Genomic DNA, 16,759 nt, shown 5'->3' on the forward strand with positions numbered 1-16,759 from the left:
GAAAAAGCACAGGGCTCGTAGACCTGAACTACTACCCGTTAGATGGACACTTTGAAAAAAGTGACCGTCTAACGGTTTTTTGTGTTTTAATCATCATTAACGAGAAATGAGTGGGGATATGTTAGATGAGTAAAAACAGAATAAGTTTTACGGAACATGAGATACATATGTTAGAAAAAAATCAAAATGTACTTCGAGTAACAGGGAAAAACATCACGTATTCTCCTATGTTCAAATTTACCGCTGTACAGGCATATCGAGAGGGACAAACGCCGATTGAGATATTTCTTCAGGCAGGTTTCCCCTTAGAAATAATGGGTCGTCATACACCAAAAAAATGCTTACATCGATGGAGAAAAGTATGTACGACTTTTGGTGAAGCTGGATTAATTGAGGAGCGCAGAGGCAAGGGGAGCACCGGTAGAAAGTCAGAGGGAGAATTATCAGCAAAAGAAAAACTGAGACGTGCTGAAGCACGAATTAGGCTTCTGGAAGCAGAGAACGAACTTTTAAAAAAGCTAGAAGCGCTCGAAAGACAAACCAATAAGACGTTATCGTCTCCCGAGCGCTTTCAGCTTATTAGCATAGTTCTTCGTAAACATGGCTTGAAGCGTGTAACCCGTTATCTATGCCAGATTGCTGAAGTGAGCTCAAGTGGCTATTATCGCTGGTGTAGTGCTGAGGAACAGCGACAAATTCGAGAAGAAGCCGACGAACGAGACTTCCTGCTCATCAAGGAGCATTTCGAAACTCGAAAAGGGAGAGCAGGAGTGCTGGTCATTAAAATGAGATTGGAGCGAATGAACGGTGTCGTGATGAATCATAAAAAGATTCGTCGTCTTATGCAAAAGTTTAAGCTAGTCACTCTTATTCGGAAAGCGAATCCGTATCGAAAAATGGCCAAGGCTACTCAGGAACACCGCACATGCCCAAACCTACTTAAACGTCAGTTTGATCAAGGTATACCCGAGAAGGTTCTACTTACTGACATTACTTATTTGCGCTATGGTACTGGTCAATGGGCATATTTGTCTTGCGTAAAAGATGGGGCGACCAAACAGATTTTGGCACACTATCTGTCTTCGACATTGGAGTTATCACTAGTGAAACGGACACTAGACTTATTAATCAAACGATTGGACGGTAACGTCCATCCTGATGCTATTTTTCATTCGGATCAAGGAATGCACTACACTCATCTTACAACGAGGCGCCTTATTGCTGAGGCTGGTTTTAAGCAGTCGATGTCTCGCAAAGGTAACTGCTGGGACAACGCTTCAATGGAATCGTTCTTCGGTCATATGAAAGACGAACTCGAATATAAGGACTGTGTTTCACTTCAAGAGTTGCGTCAACGCGTCAACGAATATGTAACCTATTACAATTCAGAGCGTTATCAGTGGACATTAAAAAAGATGACTCCTGATGAAACCAGAAATCATCTCATTGCTGCTTAATTTGCAACAGGCTCTTTTTAAATACTGTCTATTTCTAGGGGAGTAGTTCAGACCTTGACAACGCCTACCCAGTCGGAACTTAAAAAAGGAGACCACGCTTGTCGAACACTTCTTCCTTGAGAAACGTCCGCCCGTAGGGTGGCTTTGGCTCGACGGTCTCCTTTTTTAAGTGGAGACGGCCAGTGAATCCCGTTGCGGGCGTGTCAGAGTCGAAGAGACCTGTGCTTTTTCTTCTCCACCACTATGACGACTCAACATAGACTTTTATTTTTCTAAAAAAATTAGTACCAGATACTAATATCTAGTGTTATAATCAGATCATAAAAATCGAAAGGTGATGTTCGGATGATGACAAATACAACCCCCTTCAAATCACGAATTACCGCCATCGGTACGTATGTGCCGAGTAGCGTCCTTACCAATACAGATATGGAAAAGCTAGTAGATACATCGAATGAGTGGATCTTGCAACGAACAGGTATACATGAGCGCCGTATGGCAAAGGAAGATGAATTTACCAGCGATCTGGCCATCGCTGCTATCCACGATATGATTGCAAATTATGGGAAGGATGTCCGCGATGTCGATATGATTTTGGTCGCAACTAGTACCCCAGACTATCCATTTCCAAGCGTCGCGAGTCAAATCCAAGCGCATTTTCAAGTCGAGCAGGCGGGAGCAATGGACCTCTCTGCTACCTGTGCAGGATTTACGTATGCGCTCCATACAGCAAATGCGCTCATCAGCTCTGGGTTGCATCGCAAAGTGTTGGTGGTAGGTGCAGAAACGCTAACAAAAGTAACCGACTACACGGATCGTACGACGTGCATCCTATTCGGGGACGGAGCGGGAGCGGTGCTGATTGAGCAGGATTCTACAGCTCCTGGTTTTTTGTCCGCTTATTTAGGCTCAAAGGGAGACGGAGGGATTCATGTATACCGATCGGGCTTGTCTACGCGTATGGACGGACGAGAATTGAACGGGAATGGATGCATGGTCCAAAACGGGAGAGAAGTGTACAAGTGGGCAATAACAACTGTTCCAAAGGGGATGCTAGAGGTAGTGAACCGGGCTGGTAAAACGCTCGAAGATGTGGACTGGTTTATCCCGCACAGTGCCAATTTGCGCATGATCGAATCCATTTGTGAGAAGAGTCAGTTCCCTCTCGATAAGACATTGTACAGTCTGACTCATTACGGGAACACATCAGCGGCTACCATCCCTTTGTCGCTCGCCTTGGGGATCAAGGAAGGCAAAGTAAAGGCAGGGGATACGATCCTGATGTATGGGTTTGGCGGTGGTCTCGTCCACGGTGGTCTTTTGTTCACTTGGAATCCGTAAAAGTAGCTATATCGAAAATGGAGAGGCTGTCCAGAATTGTTCTGGGCAGTTTTTTTTGTCCCAGGAATGGTAGATATCCTTTAAGGAGGACAGGTTTCGACTGGGGGAACAAAAAATGGCGAACGCTATGATATTATTCGTACTCTGCCTCTACCTTTCGTGGGTTGATTTTCATCATAGACGAATACCCAATCGCGCATTAGTTGCAGGGTTTGTACTAATTTCTTTTCTCGAGCTCGCTCGCTCTTCGCCAATGGAATGGCTGATGGCTGGACTCTTTGCGATTCTCTGTTTACTGGTGTTTGGATCGATTAGCTATTACAAGCCTCTTGCGCTTGGGATGGGGGATGTGAAGCTATTCGCTCTAGTCTGCTATGGACTCGGGATTCGCGATTTTGTAGTCGTTCTTACGGTTGCGAGCTTGGCTGCATTGCTCGTCTCTCTCGTTTTGTTGCTGATACGAAAAGTAAGTATAAAATGCGAAGTGCCGTTTGCGCCTTTTGTGACGATGGGGTTAGCCGTCCTTTTATTTATCAGTGAAGCTTCTTGAAATGGCTTGTGGAATCGTAGTAGAAACAAATTCGATAGAATCGCTAGATAGAAGTCATAACCCGTCCGAGCAAAACGTATGCTAGTACAAAGAGCCTGTGACTAGGAGGGCAAGCGTATGAGCGGACAAAATAAAAATCGTGTGACGGTCAAAATGAACGGAAGGTTCTGGAATGAAAAGCGGGACGACAGCACAAAGGAAGCAAGTAGAAAGCGCACGCCAAAGGACGATACGCCACGCGTTCGTTTTCAAGCTCCCCCCTTACCGTTTACTGACCCGTTTAAGGAGAAGGGCAACGAAGCATGGGAACGGATGATGCAGCTACGAGGGGCTGCCGCGAAAGAAACGAAGCCGAGTATTGAACTCGATCAGACGCCAAACGACTCCTACGAATCCGATTTTTCCTTCGAGGATACCGAAGAAAAGGGATACAGGAGTCGTCCGATGAGTCGGCTCGCATCGTTATGGCCAGAGGGGCCCTTTTGGCGCACGACTTTAACAACAGGTGGGGCTGTAGCCATTGGCCTCTTATTCGGATTTCTTGTATTGACGGTCTTTTCCCAAAAGGAGTTTTCCGAGTCGTACGGAAATGTTCTGAGTGAAACGGTTCAGACACTGACCGCGCCGGGTGAAGGCACTGAACAAACGGCTGGGAAAAATGACGTGACAGGTCCCGCTTTGCCAGATGAAAGTCAGCAAGCGAAAGGTAAGGCGACCAATGGTAACGCAGTGGGTCAAACAGCGGTAGCTCTACAACTGCCAGCCGTAAACATGTACGTTGCACAGGCAGGAGTATTCCAGCCAGATGCATCGCCGCAAACAGCTGTAGAACCACTGGAGAAGGCGGGTATTCCTCATCTGCTTTATAAAGACGCAAGCAAGCAGTACATGTTCGCAGCCGCTGCTCCCACAAGAGATGCTGTGCTAGGCTTTGCCGCCAGCCTGAAAAACAAAGGCATGGATATATACGTCAAAGAATTCTCCTTTCCCGCTTTTGAAGGGTCTGTCCCTGTCGGAAAAGCCGCCAACGCATCTGGCGAATCTAACGTGAATGCCTTTTTCACCCACGGAGTCAAACTTGTCCAAACACTTTCAGCACAATCGGGGCTTATTATTACGACGGGTCAACTTTCGCCAACCGCAAAAGAAACGGCAGAAATAAAGGAAATTCACCGCCAATTTCTGGAGGAAAGCCGTAAAATGGAAGCCAAGGAGGCCTGGAAGCCATTGCTTGATGGGATGGTAAATGGGGTGAATCAAGCGCTGGCAGCGAGGGACAAAATGGCGGAAGCAAGCGCTGGCAAAAAGGTGGAAAGCGCGGAATCCTATGCGTGGCAAGTACAGGCAGGTGTCCTTGCCTTTTTCGAGAGCTACGCGAGTTGGATTCAAAAGGCGCGTTCATCCACATAAATACAAGTTTATATGGTCTTCCGCAAGGTTTTCTTGCAGGAGGCCTTTTCTTTCTATACAGTAATTACCAGGAGCAATCAGGGATTGTTTCGCTTCTCCCCATTTGCTAAACTTATGTTTGGCAAAAAGAGAATCCCTTATAAAAAGGGAGTTGGGAAAATGGGGAAAGAAACGCTTACTCTCGTGTTTCTGTTGGTGAGTGGACTTTTGTTTGGTAGCATTATCGGGGAGATTTTAAGTCCTTGGCTACCTTTTTTGGCCAAGAGTAAAGAGATTACTTGGTCGCCTGCGGCAGATTTAGAAATTTTGAAGTACGAACTGAACTTTCAGGTAAAACTAAATCTAGCCAGTATCGGAGGCTTAGCCCTCGCGTTTTGGATACATCGACGAATAAAGTAGGTTGAAAAATGACGAAAAAAAATGTTCCTCTCATTCTGGCTTCATCTTCGCCGCGTCGAAGGGAGCTTCTGCAAACTTTAGGCTTATCATTTACCGTCATCACCAGTGATGTAGATGAGACGACCGCAGAGCATTTATCTGCGAGCGAAGTAGTAGAAGAATTGTCTTTACGCAAGGCCAAGGAAGTGGCTTCTCGCTTGACAGAAGGCGTCGTTTTAGGATCTGATACGGTAGTCGTTCTTGATGACCAAATACTGGGCAAGCCTATTGATGAAATGGACGCATATCGTATGTTGTCCATGCTCCAGGGGCAAGAGCACACCGTTTATAGTGGAGTCGCCTTGATAGATGTGGAGACAGGTCGTACTGAAGTCTCACATAGTCTAACGCACGTAAGAATTCGAGCTTTAACAGAGCAAGAAATCAAGTCGTACATCGCGACAGGTGAGCCGATGGATAAAGCGGGCTCTTACGCCATTCAGGGTATTGGAGCCACGATCGTGGAAGGAATAAACGGAGACTACTTCACTGTTGTTGGTCTTCCGTTAGGCCTGACGTCTACTCTTTTGACACGTTTTGGGATGCCAATTTTGTAAAGTTGTCATGCTTGAAGCAAGCGGCGACGGCCATACGCCTCATGAACATCTCCATGTCAGCCGTTTTCGATAATGTGAATATGGCTGGAGGCGGATATAAAATGGCAACAAATACCTGTAACAAAATGCTGTTGAAAAACGTCCCTTACTATGACCGTCCACGTGAACGACTGCTTCGCGAAGGAGCGGTCCATCTGTCTGATACTGAACTTCTTGCCATTTTACTGCGGACAGGCAGGGAACAAGAGACGGCTCATCAGCTGGCTCAGCGCTTGTTAGCCAGGTTTGGAGACCTGCGTGGTTTAGCCCAAGCCTCTCATGCTGAGTTAACAGAGCTAAAAGGAATTGGTCCAGTCAAAGCGATTGAATTGCATGCTGCGTTTGAGCTTGGGCGTAGATTGATGGGAGTGCCTCGAGAGTATAGGGCTTCTATCCGTTTACCACGGGACGTAGCTGATTTGATGTCGCCAGAGCTTGCTCATTTGACACAGGAACATTTTGTCTGTCTCTTTCTGAATACCAAGAACCATGTGATTGGCAAGCAGACGATTTTCGTAGGCAGTCTGGACGCTTCCATCGTACACCCGAGAGAAGTCTTTAAAGAAGCGATCCGTCGTAGCAGCGCATCGGTGATATGCCTACATAACCATCCGAGCGGTGATCCGACACCTAGCAGGGAAGACATTGCGATTACGCATACATTGCGTGACGCTGGTGAACTGGTGGGGATTTCATTGTTGGATCATGTTATTATCGGGGAAGGCAAGTACGTTAGTCTCAAAGAGCAAGGGTACTTGTAGCGTGTTTGAAAATCTTTCCCAAAAACGCGGTCGCTCTACCTTGAAGAGGCCTCGAAAGAGGTTCTCTTATGCTTGTCATTTGGATTAATATTTGGAAGGAGTTTTTTTATGTTTGGTGGATTTACACGTGACTTGGGGATTGACCTCGGCACTGCCAATACACTTGTTTTTGTGAAGGGGAAAGGAATTGTGGTGCGTGAGCCTTCTGTTGTAGCGATCCGCACGAATAACAATTCCATTGAAGCAGTAGGGAATGCAGCGAAAAGTATGATCGGTCGTACGCCAGGTAATATCGTAGCGGTTCGCCCAATGAAAGACGGGGTTATCGCTGACTTTGATACAACTGCGACAATGATGCGCTATTTCATCAATCAAGCACAAAAAAATCAAGGGCTGTTTACACGTCGTCCAAACGTAATGGTCTGTGTACCTTCGGGAATTACTGCGGTGGAAAAGCGCGCGGTCGAAGATGCTACGAAGCAGGCTGGGGCGAAGGAAGCATATACGATTGAAGAGCCGTTTGCAGCAGCGATCGGTGCAGACCTGCCGGTGTGGGAACCGACTGGTAGTATGGTCGTTGACATTGGCGGCGGTACGACAGAAGTTGCAATCATTTCTCTCGGGGGGATTGTGACATCCCGCTCTATTCGTGTGGCCGGGGATGAGATGGACGAGGCGATCATTCAGTACATCAAGCGCCGTTACAACTTGATGATCGGGGAACGGACTGCAGAAACACTCAAGTTGGAGATCGGCTCTGCGATTGCTCCTGATGAGGTCGAAAACGTTGACATTCGCGGTCGTGACCTTGTAACCGGATTGCCAAAAACGCTCTCGGTAAGCAGCTCAGAGATTGCGGAAGCATTGGCGGAAACCATTTCTGCTATCGTGGAATCGGTGAAGGTAACACTCGAAAAAAGCCCGCCTGAGCTCGCGGCGGACATCATGGATCGTGGAATTGTACTCACAGGCGGCGGTGCGCTCTTGCGCAACATGGATCGCCTGTTAAGTAAGGAAACTGGTATGCCCGTGCATGTCGCGGAAAACGCACTGGATTGCGTAGCGATTGGAACAGGTCGTGCATTGGAGAACATTCACCTGTTCAAATCCAAGCAAGGCATCACCTCTTCCCGACTAAAACGGGGTAAATAAACGGAGGGTAGGGCATGTCGTTTTTCGGGAATAAGCGGCTTATCATTGTACTTGTAGGCTTGGTCCTGCTTATCTCCGTCATGGGCTTCACTTCTCGTGAACGGGTTAGCCTGACCTGGCCAGAAATGTTCTTCAAAGATACCTTCAGCGTGGTGCAGGGCTTTTTCTATCGTCCTGCCCAGGCTGTTTCTGGCTTTTTTCAGGAAATAGAAGAAGCGTACGGCGTGTATGAAGAAAACAAGGCACTTAAGGCAAGCTTGGATCAATACGCACGTCTAAGTGCCGAATTGCACACGCTCAAGGCAGATAATGATCGCCTTCGAGAAATGGTGGGGGCAAAAGATTCACTTAAATCTTACAACCTTCACTTTGCGGAAGTCGTGGCGAGAAACCCTGATACATGGAACAACGTCGTTACCATCGATCAAGGATTAAAAAGTGGTATCAAAAAGGATATGGCTGTCATTACAGCCAAGGGAATGATCGGGCGCATACAAAGTGTTGCCAACTTTTCAGCTACAGTTGAATTGTTGACGAGCTACGAGCGACGTGACCACATCTCAGCGGATATTTTGACGGAGCAGATCGTTGACGGCAAGCTTGTGTACCGTCAGGTTAGTGGTGTCATTGAAGAGTACGACGCGCAAAAGAGATTGCTCGTCATGCGCAAAATCCCTTGGGGACAGGCAATTAAAAAAGATCAGCAAGTTATTTCATCCGGCTTGGGAGGAGTTGTCCCTCGCAATTTGCCGATCGGCTATATTGTTCGCGTAGAGCCAGATGATTATGGCTTGACTCAAACCGCCTACATCCAGCCAAGCGCTGATTTTTCACAATTGAATGAAGTCATGGTTGTGGAACGAGACTTCACAATCGGTCCCAATGGTGAATTGATCCCGCAACAGCCAGCTGGTCAGACACAAAAAACTGTGCCTCCGGCTCCACCTGCTAGCGGGGGTGGTCAGTAATGGCTCGTTTTTTACTGACGTTGGGCGTCGTGGTTGTGTTTGTTTTGGAAGGAACTGTGATGCAAGTATTTTCACCTGATGCATGGGGTCTGTCTTGGATGACGGTACCCCGGTTTGCGCTTGTCTGCTGCATCTTTATTTCGATGTATCTCGGCAGGCGCGAAGGTTTGTATTACGGGATCGCCTTCGGGTTTTTACAAGATGTCCTATTTGGGCAACTAATTGGAATCTATACCATGTCCATGATGGTGGCCAGCTACTTTGCAGGGATGATCGTTCTTTTGTTCCAGAGAGGATTCGGGATGGTTTTCATTACTAGCTTCCTGATTTTGTTCGGACATGAGTGGCTTTTGTATTCGTTGTTCCGCTTGTTTTCCGCCGCCCCCTTCGATGTTCGATGGATTTTGACGCATCAAATTTTGCCAAGTGTGCTGTTTAATCTCGCTTTTGGCTTACTGGTATACTTTCCGATCAAGAATGTATGCAACAAGATTCTGGCGAAAAAGGAAATGCACATGCAGTAAGGACAAAGGAGAGGAGAGTTCGTGGAAGAAGTCAAAGAACCAAAATCAGACATCCCTATTCGGCTCAATATATTGTTTGTGATTGTATTTTTGTTCTTCGCCGCCATTATTTTGCGGCTATCCATCGTGCAGCTAGTGGAAGGCGAACAGTACAAACATGAATTGGAAAAGTTCAGTATTCGGGAACTGCCGATTTCCGCTCCTCGTGGCCGTATCTTGGATAAAAATGGCGAGGTACTTGTTTCGAATAAGCCTGTGTACACCGTGCAATACGTTGAAGAACAAGGACAGGACATTGATGAAGAGAAAGTTGCGGATCGTCTGGCAAAAATCCTCATCCCCGATGGCGGCAAAATTGGTACGGATAAGGAACTGTTAAAGAAGACGATTGAATTGAGATCAACCTTGCCTGTTGCTTTCAATGGGCAAGAAACAAACGATCTCAAGGCAAAGGTCGCGACGAAGTTAAAAGCCGTTCCGAAAGTCGAGACCGTTGATCAGATGTCTGACTTCCAGTTGGTAAAAACCGCTGTATATCTGGGAATGCGCGTTCGTTCTCCTTTTGATGACAAGGAGAGAGCAGATCTTATTAAGAAACTAAATGCTGCCAAACCAGGTACACCCGCTATTACGGAAGCGAACACCACGGACTTCGAGCTGTTAAAAATGGCGATAAACGCCAATATGACCCTCGCTCTGAAATTCGACAAGGAAGATCGCAATGACCTCGCCAAAAAAGTGAAGGATCAGATTTCAGCTTTGCCAACCCCGGAAGGCTTAGCAGATAAGTCTGACATGGATTTGCTGCGCTATGCCTCGTTGTTCGACATGGATGTCAAACTGCCGTTGACAGAGCAGCAACGCCAATTTCAGTGGCACAAGCTTTCTTTGCTGCAGGAAATGCGCTCACCACAGATGGCAAGCTACATTCCAAGACGTGTCAAGGTCAACATTACAGCGCAAGAAATGTTCCAAATCGAAGAACGACGCACCGAGCTGCCGGGAATTAGTGTGGAGCTGGAGCCAGTGCGCCAAATTTTCGAAGATCCGGATGGTTCGGCATTTGGTACTCACTTTCTCGGGTACATCAATGCGATTCGTCCTGAGAGCTTGAAAGAATATCAGGCACAAGGCTACAATGCTATCGACCGTGTCGGTGTAACCGGGCTGGAGAGCTCCTATGAACGTTATTTGCGCGGCAAAAACGGGATTATGGAAGTGCACGTGAACAAAAATTCGGAGACGGTAGAGAAGCAGATGCGCCAAGCCCCTGAACCAGGAAACGATCTTGTTTTGGCTTTGGACTGGCGTTATCAAAGCAAGGTAGAGGCCATCTTGAAAGAAGAGGTTGAAGCATTCAAGAAGCGCCCGTCTACACCAAAAGCATTTAAAGACGCACACGTATTGGTGATGAATCCGAATACGGGCGAAATATTGGCGATGGCGAGTTATCCAGATTACAATTTGAATCTGTATTACGACCGTAAGAAATTCAACGAGAATTACGCCTCACTTATTTTGCCGAACGAATCAAATAGATTCATCTATACGCCGTATCCACCTGCTTCTACCTACAAGCCGCTGTCTGTCATGATTGCGCTTCAGGAGGGGCTGACTACACCGAACGAAGTCATCTATGACCGAGGCGGATTGTATGTCGGAAACACGTATAAACGCAACTGGAAGGCGGGTGGTCATGGAGCTGTTAACGCTCGTCGTGCCTTGCAGGTGTCGAACAATACGTATATGTACGAAATGGCGCTTCGCTTAGCAAGAAAAGGAAAAGATGGCTGGGAGAAGCAGTTCTCTGTCTATGATTACTACAATGCCCAGTTTGGTCTTGGTGTGAAAACAGGTGTGGATCTGCCGAATGAACATACTGGTTGGGAAAACCAGAACATGTACTTCGGGAACTTGGCGGACGTGATGATTGGTCAATATGATCTGTTCACGCCGATGCAGTTGGGTCAATACGTTTCGACCATTGCCAATGGAGGATATCGAATACGCCCCCATCTTGTAAAAGAAATTCGCAAAGGAACCACCGATCCGAAGAAACCAGGTCAAACGCTCTCCGTTATTGAACCAGAAGTGCTCAACCGGGTTGATATCGATCCGAAGTATATTCAGGTGGTAAAAGAAGGGATGCGGTTGGTTACTCAACCAGGTGGTACCGTTCAACGCTTCAAGGGGTTGCCGTTCACGGTTGCAGCCAAGTCTGGTACGGCACAAACGTCGCAGCCAGCGGAAAACGCACTGGTTGTCGGCTTTGCGCCTTATGAAAATCCTCAACTGGTTTTCGTCGTCGTTGCGCCGAACAGTTTGAGAGATGGTACATCCAGTTCTGATGCTACTGGTCCGATCGCGCGTCGATTGCTCGAAGCTTACAATGAACTGAATCCAGGTGTCCTTACTGGTGGGGTTCCGAAGCCGAATCCAACTAACTAGAAGGTTGTCCAGGGCAATTAAGCCCAAGAGAATAATCGAGTCAAGCTCTTGTAAAACGCCACTATCTGACCCGTTTCGGCAATTTTTTTACGCAGAGCAGGAAAAATCTTTCTGCATGGCGAATGGTATCGGTCGAGGTGAAACCGGTGACGACTGTGAAAAGCAAGGTCACGATCAAAGGGACTAAAGAGGGTCTCGTCTTCTTTATGGATGATACTTGTTCCTTCGACGAACTGCTGGCCGATATGCGTGAAAAAATAGAGCATAGCCACCAACAGATTTTGTCGGGGCCACTCATTCGGGTATCTATAAAATTGGGAAAACGATACTGCTCTCCAGAGCAACAAGAGCAGTTGACTCAAATTATTCGAACTAAGGGCAACCTGGTGATCCATACAATCGAATCTGATTTGATCACGAGGGAAGAAGCGATGGCTGAACGCCTGAAAACCCATTTTTCCATACAGGTAAATACGGTACGCTCTGGACAAGTTCTGGAGTTTGACGGTGATTTGCTCTTATTGGGAGATGTCAATCCCGGGGGGACGGTTCGCAGCACAGGAAGCATTTACGTGCTAGGGCATCTCAGAGGATACGCGCACGCAGGTATTTCCGGTGACTCACAGGTAATTATTGCGGCTGCAGTCATGAGTCCTACCCAATTGCGGATTGCAGAAGTGATTAGCAAGCCGGGTGAGGAATGGACGAATAATTCTGGAGGCACAGAATTCGCCTATCTGGAAAATGAGATCATGCTGGTAGCGAAAATGAACTACTTGTCGCGAATCCGCCCTGAATTGGGTGAGAAAAAGCGTGAGGGTTGAGGGAAAGAGGAGGAACGGACGTGGGGATAGGAATTGTCATAACTTCCGGTAAAGGCGGCGTGGGTAAGACGACCACTTCCGCCAATTTGGGAACGGCGCTCGCATTGTTGGGACAAAAAGTGTGCATGGTAGATACCGATATTGGCTTGCGCAATCTGGATGTAGTCATGGGACTTGAGAACCGAATTATTTATGATCTGGTAGACGTTGCCGAAGGCGCATGCCGACTGCCACAAGCTCTGATCAAAGACAAGCGGTTTGACAATCTGGCATTGCTCCCGGCTGCTCAGACCAAGGACAAATCCGCAGTAACTCCCGAGCAGATGGAAGAAATCATTACGCAACTGAAGCGGGAATATGATTATGTCATCATCGATTGCCCTGCGGGTATTGAGCAAGGCTTCCGCAATGCGGTGGCAGGGGCTGATCAAGCAATCGTCGTGACTACACCTGAAAAAGCCGCTGTGCGTGATGCTGATAGGATTATTGGCCTATTAGAGCGAGAAAAAATCGGAATGCCGAAGCTGGTGATCAACCGTGTTCGCTCCCATATGGTGAAAAATGGCGACATGCTGGATGTAGAAGACATATTGGATTTGTTAGCCATTGACTTAATTGGCGTAGTGCCGGATGATGATCATATCATTAAATCCGCGAACCAAGGTGAGCCTGCTGTGATGAACCATGAATCGCGTGGTTCCATCGCCTATCGGAACGTTGCCCGACGACTTTTGGGTGAAGCTGTTCCATTGCAACCATTGGAAGAAAAAGCGGGCGTGTTCCACAAAATGCGTAAATTCTTTGGATTAAAATAGGTAATACTTGGCTCCCTTCTTTTATAGAGGGGAGTCACGTTTTCTAGGAGGAAACGGATGGACCTGGAAAAACGTCATTTAAAAACAATTGACTGGACCATCATCTTGATTTTGGCAGGGCTAGGTATCTTCAGCTATCTGGGAATTTCCGGTTCTGCGGCAGGTGTAGATAAGGCGCATCAGCAGGTCCTTTGGTATGTCATCGGCTTTATTGTGCTAGGTGTGACATTGCTATTTGACTATCGCCTATTCCACAGCATGGCCTATGTCTTATATGCACTCGGTCTGATTCTTTTGATCGGGGTATTTCAAACGAAGCCCATTAACAATACGACGAGCTGGTATAACCTTGGTATTATCTTGTTTCAGCCTTCTGAACCGATGAAGCTGTTCACGATCATAACGGTGGCCCGCTTCTTGTCCAAGAGGGCAAACGATCAAGACCGCTTTTACTACTTTTACAAACTGATTCCAGTAATGACCTTGGTTGGCGTACCATTGCTTTTGATTTTAATTCAGCCCGATTTGGGTACCGCAATGGTCTATACGGGGATGCTTGCCACTATGCTAATCGTTGGTGGTATACGGATGAAGCATGTATTGTATATGGGCGGGCTGGTCGGTAGCTTTTTTGCCGGCATGACACTGTTGTATCAATATAAGCAGGATATCTTTTTCAAGATTATCAAGCCGTATCAGTGGGATCGGATCGTCTTTTGGATGAACCCGGATCTTGAACCGATGGGACGAGGGTTCCAGCTCAAGCAAGCATTGATTGCTATCGGCTCAGGGCAACTGTTCGGAAAAGGGCTTGATACGCCGACACAAGCGAGCTTTGGATGGGTGCCGGTAGGAGAAAGTGATTTTATCTTTACTGTCATTGCAGAAAAGCTGGGCTTTGTCGGAGCGGGCTTGCTGATGATTTTGTTTTTCGTCTTGATTTACCGAATGATCCGCATCGCGATGGAGGCAAAAGATCCGTTCGGCTCCTACGTTGTTGCGGGTGTCGTAGGGATGCTTACTTTCCAAATCTTTGAGAACATCGGCATGACGATTCAGTTGATGCCGATTACGGGTATTCCGCTTCCGTTCATTAGCTACGGAGGGAGCTCGCTCGTAACCAACTTCCTGATCATTGGTGTGGTGCTCAACATTGGGATGCGTAAGGACAAGTTACGTTTTGATTAAATAGTTGTTCAAAAAAGTCTTCAGGTTCGCCCGCTTTCTCGGTGCGGAATTGAAGACTTTTTGGATACTCATGAAATGCGTGACAAATGCAAATACTTATGCTAAAATCATCCTAAGTTAACCATTTTTACAAGTTATAGTGTTTGATTGATTGGTATGGAGTCGTACGTATTGTGAGTGACGTCACCAATTGTCAATCGCAATTCGTATGACTTTTTTTCCTTGACGCAAAAGGCTTATCTGTAAAAAAGAGGTTAACGCTACACTCTTTCGCCTCGTGGGGCGTAATGTTCAGGGAGGTTTTGTTTCATGCAACAAGGTATCGTAAAATGGTTTAACGCAGAAAAAGGATACGGCTTCATCCAAGTTGAGGGTGGCGACGACGTATTCGTACACTACAGCGCAATCCAGTCAGAAGGTTTCAAATCTCTTGACGAAGGCCAAAAGGTTGAGTTCGAAATCGTTCAAGGTAGCCGTGGACCACAAGCTGCTAGCGTAACTAAACTGTAAAATTGACAGATTCAAAGGCAGTCTCTCTATGGGGAGACTGTCTTTTTTGCATGTTTGTACCCGATAAGCTGGGGAGTTGGAGAGGGCGACGGTCGTCATAAACCAGGTAGACAAGTCATAGGATGAGTACTAAAGGCTTGGCCTGCGGAGGGATGGACATGTTTGAAAGAGTAGATCGCGTAAAAGAAAGACGGAGGGAGCGTTTGGAACGAATTCGAACACAGTCACGAGACGGCTATACTCCCTACGTCGATGACTGGAAAGATCCGATCGAAGAAACGCCAAACCCATTCAGTTACTCGCCGCCCGAGAACGATATGATGGTCCAGCCACCGTCTCATGAAAAGTGGGGCGTGCAAATTTTAGCATCTGTCTTATTGATTGGTGCCGCTTATGTATTGTTTCAAACAACGCTGATCCCTGCTACTTGGAAAAGCTCCGCGAGGGAAGTCATGACACGGGACTTTAATTTTTCGGGGGTAGCGGACTGGTATGAAGCGAGATTTGGACCGATTCCGACAATGCTTCCTTCGATGCCTACTAGTCCCCCTGCCGTGCCAGCTACGAGCACAACAAAGGGTGTAGCTGCTGTGTGGAAGCTCCCCAGTAGCTGGAAAATCGTCAAATCCTATGATCCAGAGAGTGCAAATGTGATCCTGCATACGGGAATGAACGATCAGATCACGATCGGAGAAGCTGGCTGGGTTGCTTTTGTCGGTGAAAAGCCTGATTATGGGACGACAGTGATTGTTCGTCTAACCAAAGGGCGGGAGATATGGCTGGGCAATCTTGATAGTATAGGGGTGACGAAGGACGAGGTCCTTGCACCTGGTAAGGTCATCGGAACCGCTCGGGTAATGGATCAGACATCACGTCAACTGTATCTAGGGGCGAAAGTGAATGAGCAATTTGTCAATCCCTTGGAAGTGATTCCATTTGAATAGGGGAGGCTGGCTCGACATTCGCTTTCGCATTCACCTGCTATTTTGGGCGGTGATTGGCTTGTCCGTGGTGACAGGCCATTTTTTGGAGGTCATTACCTTGTTTGTCATCGTGCTGATCCATGAATTAGGGCATGTAGCGATGGCGCGTGAGCTCGGATGGACTGTAAAAGAAGTGCAGCTTCTGCCTTTTGGTGGAGTAGCGATGATGGAAGACTCATACGCCACGGACCCATTGGATGAGATTGTCGTGGCACTGGCAGGGCCCTTCTTAAATATGGTGATGATGGCTGCCTCCTACTTGTTTTGGTTTATGGGGATATGGACGGAAGAGTGGGCCCGCTTTTTCTTGGTAAGCAATTTGACGATTGCGCTGTTTAACCTGTTGCCAATCTGGCCATTGGATGGCGGGAGAATCTTGTTGGCGGTTCTATGCTGGTTTATGTCATATAGGCAAGCGACGATGATATCGATGACCGGGAGTACGCTGTTTGCGGGGATCATGGTGGGGATGTCCAGCTTGGAGTTGAAGTACAACTTAGCAGTGATCGGGATTTATTTACTGACGTTGAACATCCAGGCATTTTTGCGATTTCCTTATCAATTTTTTCGCTTCCTGGTCGAAAAATACGACCGGCAGCTAGACGGAGCTGCCGTTCAAGCGATACGGGTGCATCCCGAGGAAACGGTACTAGCTGTCTCGCACAAGCTGCGACGGGGATGCTCCCATCTTTTCTACGTCCAAGGTGCGGGTCTCTTGGCTGAGGAACAGCTTTTGTATGCCCTTTTGTTTGAACAAAAGCACGATGCCGCAGTGGGCAAGCTCCTTTAGTCTA

The 16,759-nt window shown here is 47.3% G+C and carries 17 protein-coding genes; all 17 read left to right on the forward strand.

Annotated features, from left to right (window positions below):
* The first annotated feature begins 167 nt into the window (after nucleotides 1–167).
* The 17 genes from ACUUHJ_RS10195 to ACUUHJ_RS10275 all read left to right on the forward strand — a co-directional run bounded on the left by ACUUHJ_RS10195 (nucleotide 168) and on the right by ACUUHJ_RS10275 (nucleotide 16,755).
* Nucleotides 168–1,457 carry an IS3 family transposase gene (locus ACUUHJ_RS10195; protein WP_289673973.1) on the forward strand — a complete coding sequence of 430 codons (1,290 nt, stop codon included), beginning with the start codon at nucleotides 168–170 and terminating at the stop codon, nucleotides 1,455–1,457.
* A gap of 345 nt (nucleotides 1,458–1,802) precedes the next feature.
* A complete protein-coding gene (locus ACUUHJ_RS10200) occupies nucleotides 1,803–2,798 on the forward strand; it encodes a beta-ketoacyl-ACP synthase 3 (RefSeq protein WP_472298841.1) in 996 nt (331 codons plus the stop codon).
* A gap of 115 nt (nucleotides 2,799–2,913) precedes the next feature.
* Nucleotides 2,914–3,348, forward strand: coding sequence for a prepilin peptidase (locus ACUUHJ_RS10205; protein ID WP_289677163.1), 435 nt, complete (start codon nucleotides 2,914–2,916; stop codon nucleotides 3,346–3,348).
* Between the two features lie 117 nt (nucleotides 3,349–3,465).
* Complete coding sequence (locus ACUUHJ_RS10210; RefSeq protein WP_472298842.1) at nucleotides 3,466–4,758, forward strand: hypothetical protein; 1,293 nt, start codon at nucleotides 3,466–3,468, stop codon at nucleotides 4,756–4,758.
* Between the two features lie 159 nt (nucleotides 4,759–4,917).
* Nucleotides 4,918–5,157 carry a DUF4321 domain-containing protein gene (locus tag ACUUHJ_RS10215; RefSeq protein WP_026133904.1) on the forward strand — a complete coding sequence of 80 codons (240 nt, stop codon included), beginning with the start codon at nucleotides 4,918–4,920 and terminating at the stop codon, nucleotides 5,155–5,157.
* Between the two features lie 8 nt (nucleotides 5,158–5,165).
* The gene (locus ACUUHJ_RS10220) at nucleotides 5,166–5,753 is read left to right on the forward strand and encodes a Maf family protein (protein ID WP_173604944.1); all 588 of its coding nucleotides are present in this window, start codon (nucleotides 5,166–5,168) and stop codon (nucleotides 5,751–5,753) included.
* A gap of 101 nt (nucleotides 5,754–5,854) precedes the next feature.
* Complete coding sequence (gene radC / locus ACUUHJ_RS10225) at nucleotides 5,855–6,553, forward strand: RadC family protein (RefSeq protein WP_012685551.1); 699 nt, start codon at nucleotides 5,855–5,857, stop codon at nucleotides 6,551–6,553.
* A gap of 108 nt (nucleotides 6,554–6,661) precedes the next feature.
* Nucleotides 6,662–7,705 (forward strand): rod shape-determining protein, encoded by a 1,044-nt coding sequence (locus ACUUHJ_RS10230; protein ID WP_472298843.1) that lies wholly within the window; start codon nucleotides 6,662–6,664, stop codon nucleotides 7,703–7,705.
* A gap of 14 nt (nucleotides 7,706–7,719) precedes the next feature.
* Nucleotides 7,720–8,673: a rod shape-determining protein MreC gene (mreC, locus tag ACUUHJ_RS10235; protein ID WP_472298844.1), complete on the forward strand. Its 954-nt coding sequence runs from the start codon at nucleotides 7,720–7,722 to the stop codon at nucleotides 8,671–8,673.
* Nucleotides 8,673–9,197, forward strand: a complete 525-nt coding sequence (mreD, locus tag ACUUHJ_RS10240) for a rod shape-determining protein MreD (protein ID WP_172142918.1) — start codon at nucleotides 8,673–8,675, stop codon at nucleotides 9,195–9,197. The genes mreC and mreD overlap by 1 nt, the downstream gene beginning before the upstream one ends.
* 21 nt (nucleotides 9,198–9,218) lie before the next feature.
* A complete protein-coding gene (locus ACUUHJ_RS10245) occupies nucleotides 9,219–11,645 on the forward strand; it encodes a peptidoglycan D,D-transpeptidase FtsI family protein (protein WP_472298845.1) in 2,427 nt (808 codons plus the stop codon).
* 146 nt (nucleotides 11,646–11,791) lie between these two features.
* Nucleotides 11,792–12,469, forward strand: coding sequence for a septum site-determining protein MinC (gene minC, locus ACUUHJ_RS10250; protein WP_026133905.1), 678 nt, complete (start codon nucleotides 11,792–11,794; stop codon nucleotides 12,467–12,469).
* A gap of 20 nt (nucleotides 12,470–12,489) precedes the next feature.
* A complete protein-coding gene (minD, locus tag ACUUHJ_RS10255; protein WP_199929020.1) occupies nucleotides 12,490–13,284 on the forward strand; it encodes a septum site-determining protein MinD in 795 nt (264 codons plus the stop codon).
* Nucleotides 13,285–13,341: 57 nt separating this feature from the next.
* On the forward strand, nucleotides 13,342–14,472 hold the full coding sequence (locus ACUUHJ_RS10260) for an FtsW/RodA/SpoVE family cell cycle protein (protein WP_472298846.1): 1,131 nt from the start codon (nucleotides 13,342–13,344) through the stop codon (nucleotides 14,470–14,472).
* 309 nt (nucleotides 14,473–14,781) lie between these two features.
* Nucleotides 14,782–14,982, forward strand: a complete 201-nt coding sequence (locus ACUUHJ_RS10265; RefSeq protein ID WP_005832370.1) for a cold-shock protein — start codon at nucleotides 14,782–14,784, stop codon at nucleotides 14,980–14,982.
* Between the two features lie 158 nt (nucleotides 14,983–15,140).
* Nucleotides 15,141–15,926 (forward strand): peptidoglycan DD-metalloendopeptidase family protein, encoded by a 786-nt coding sequence (locus ACUUHJ_RS10270; protein ID WP_472298847.1) that lies wholly within the window; start codon nucleotides 15,141–15,143, stop codon nucleotides 15,924–15,926.
* Entirely contained in the window at nucleotides 15,919–16,755 is an 837-nt protein-coding gene (locus ACUUHJ_RS10275) for a M50 family metallopeptidase (RefSeq protein ID WP_472298848.1), read from the forward strand. Before ACUUHJ_RS10270 ends, ACUUHJ_RS10275 begins: the two co-directional genes overlap by 8 nt.
* Nucleotides 16,756–16,759: the final 4 nt, after the last annotated feature.

It is taken from the genome of Brevibacillus schisleri (genome assembly GCF_055685845.1).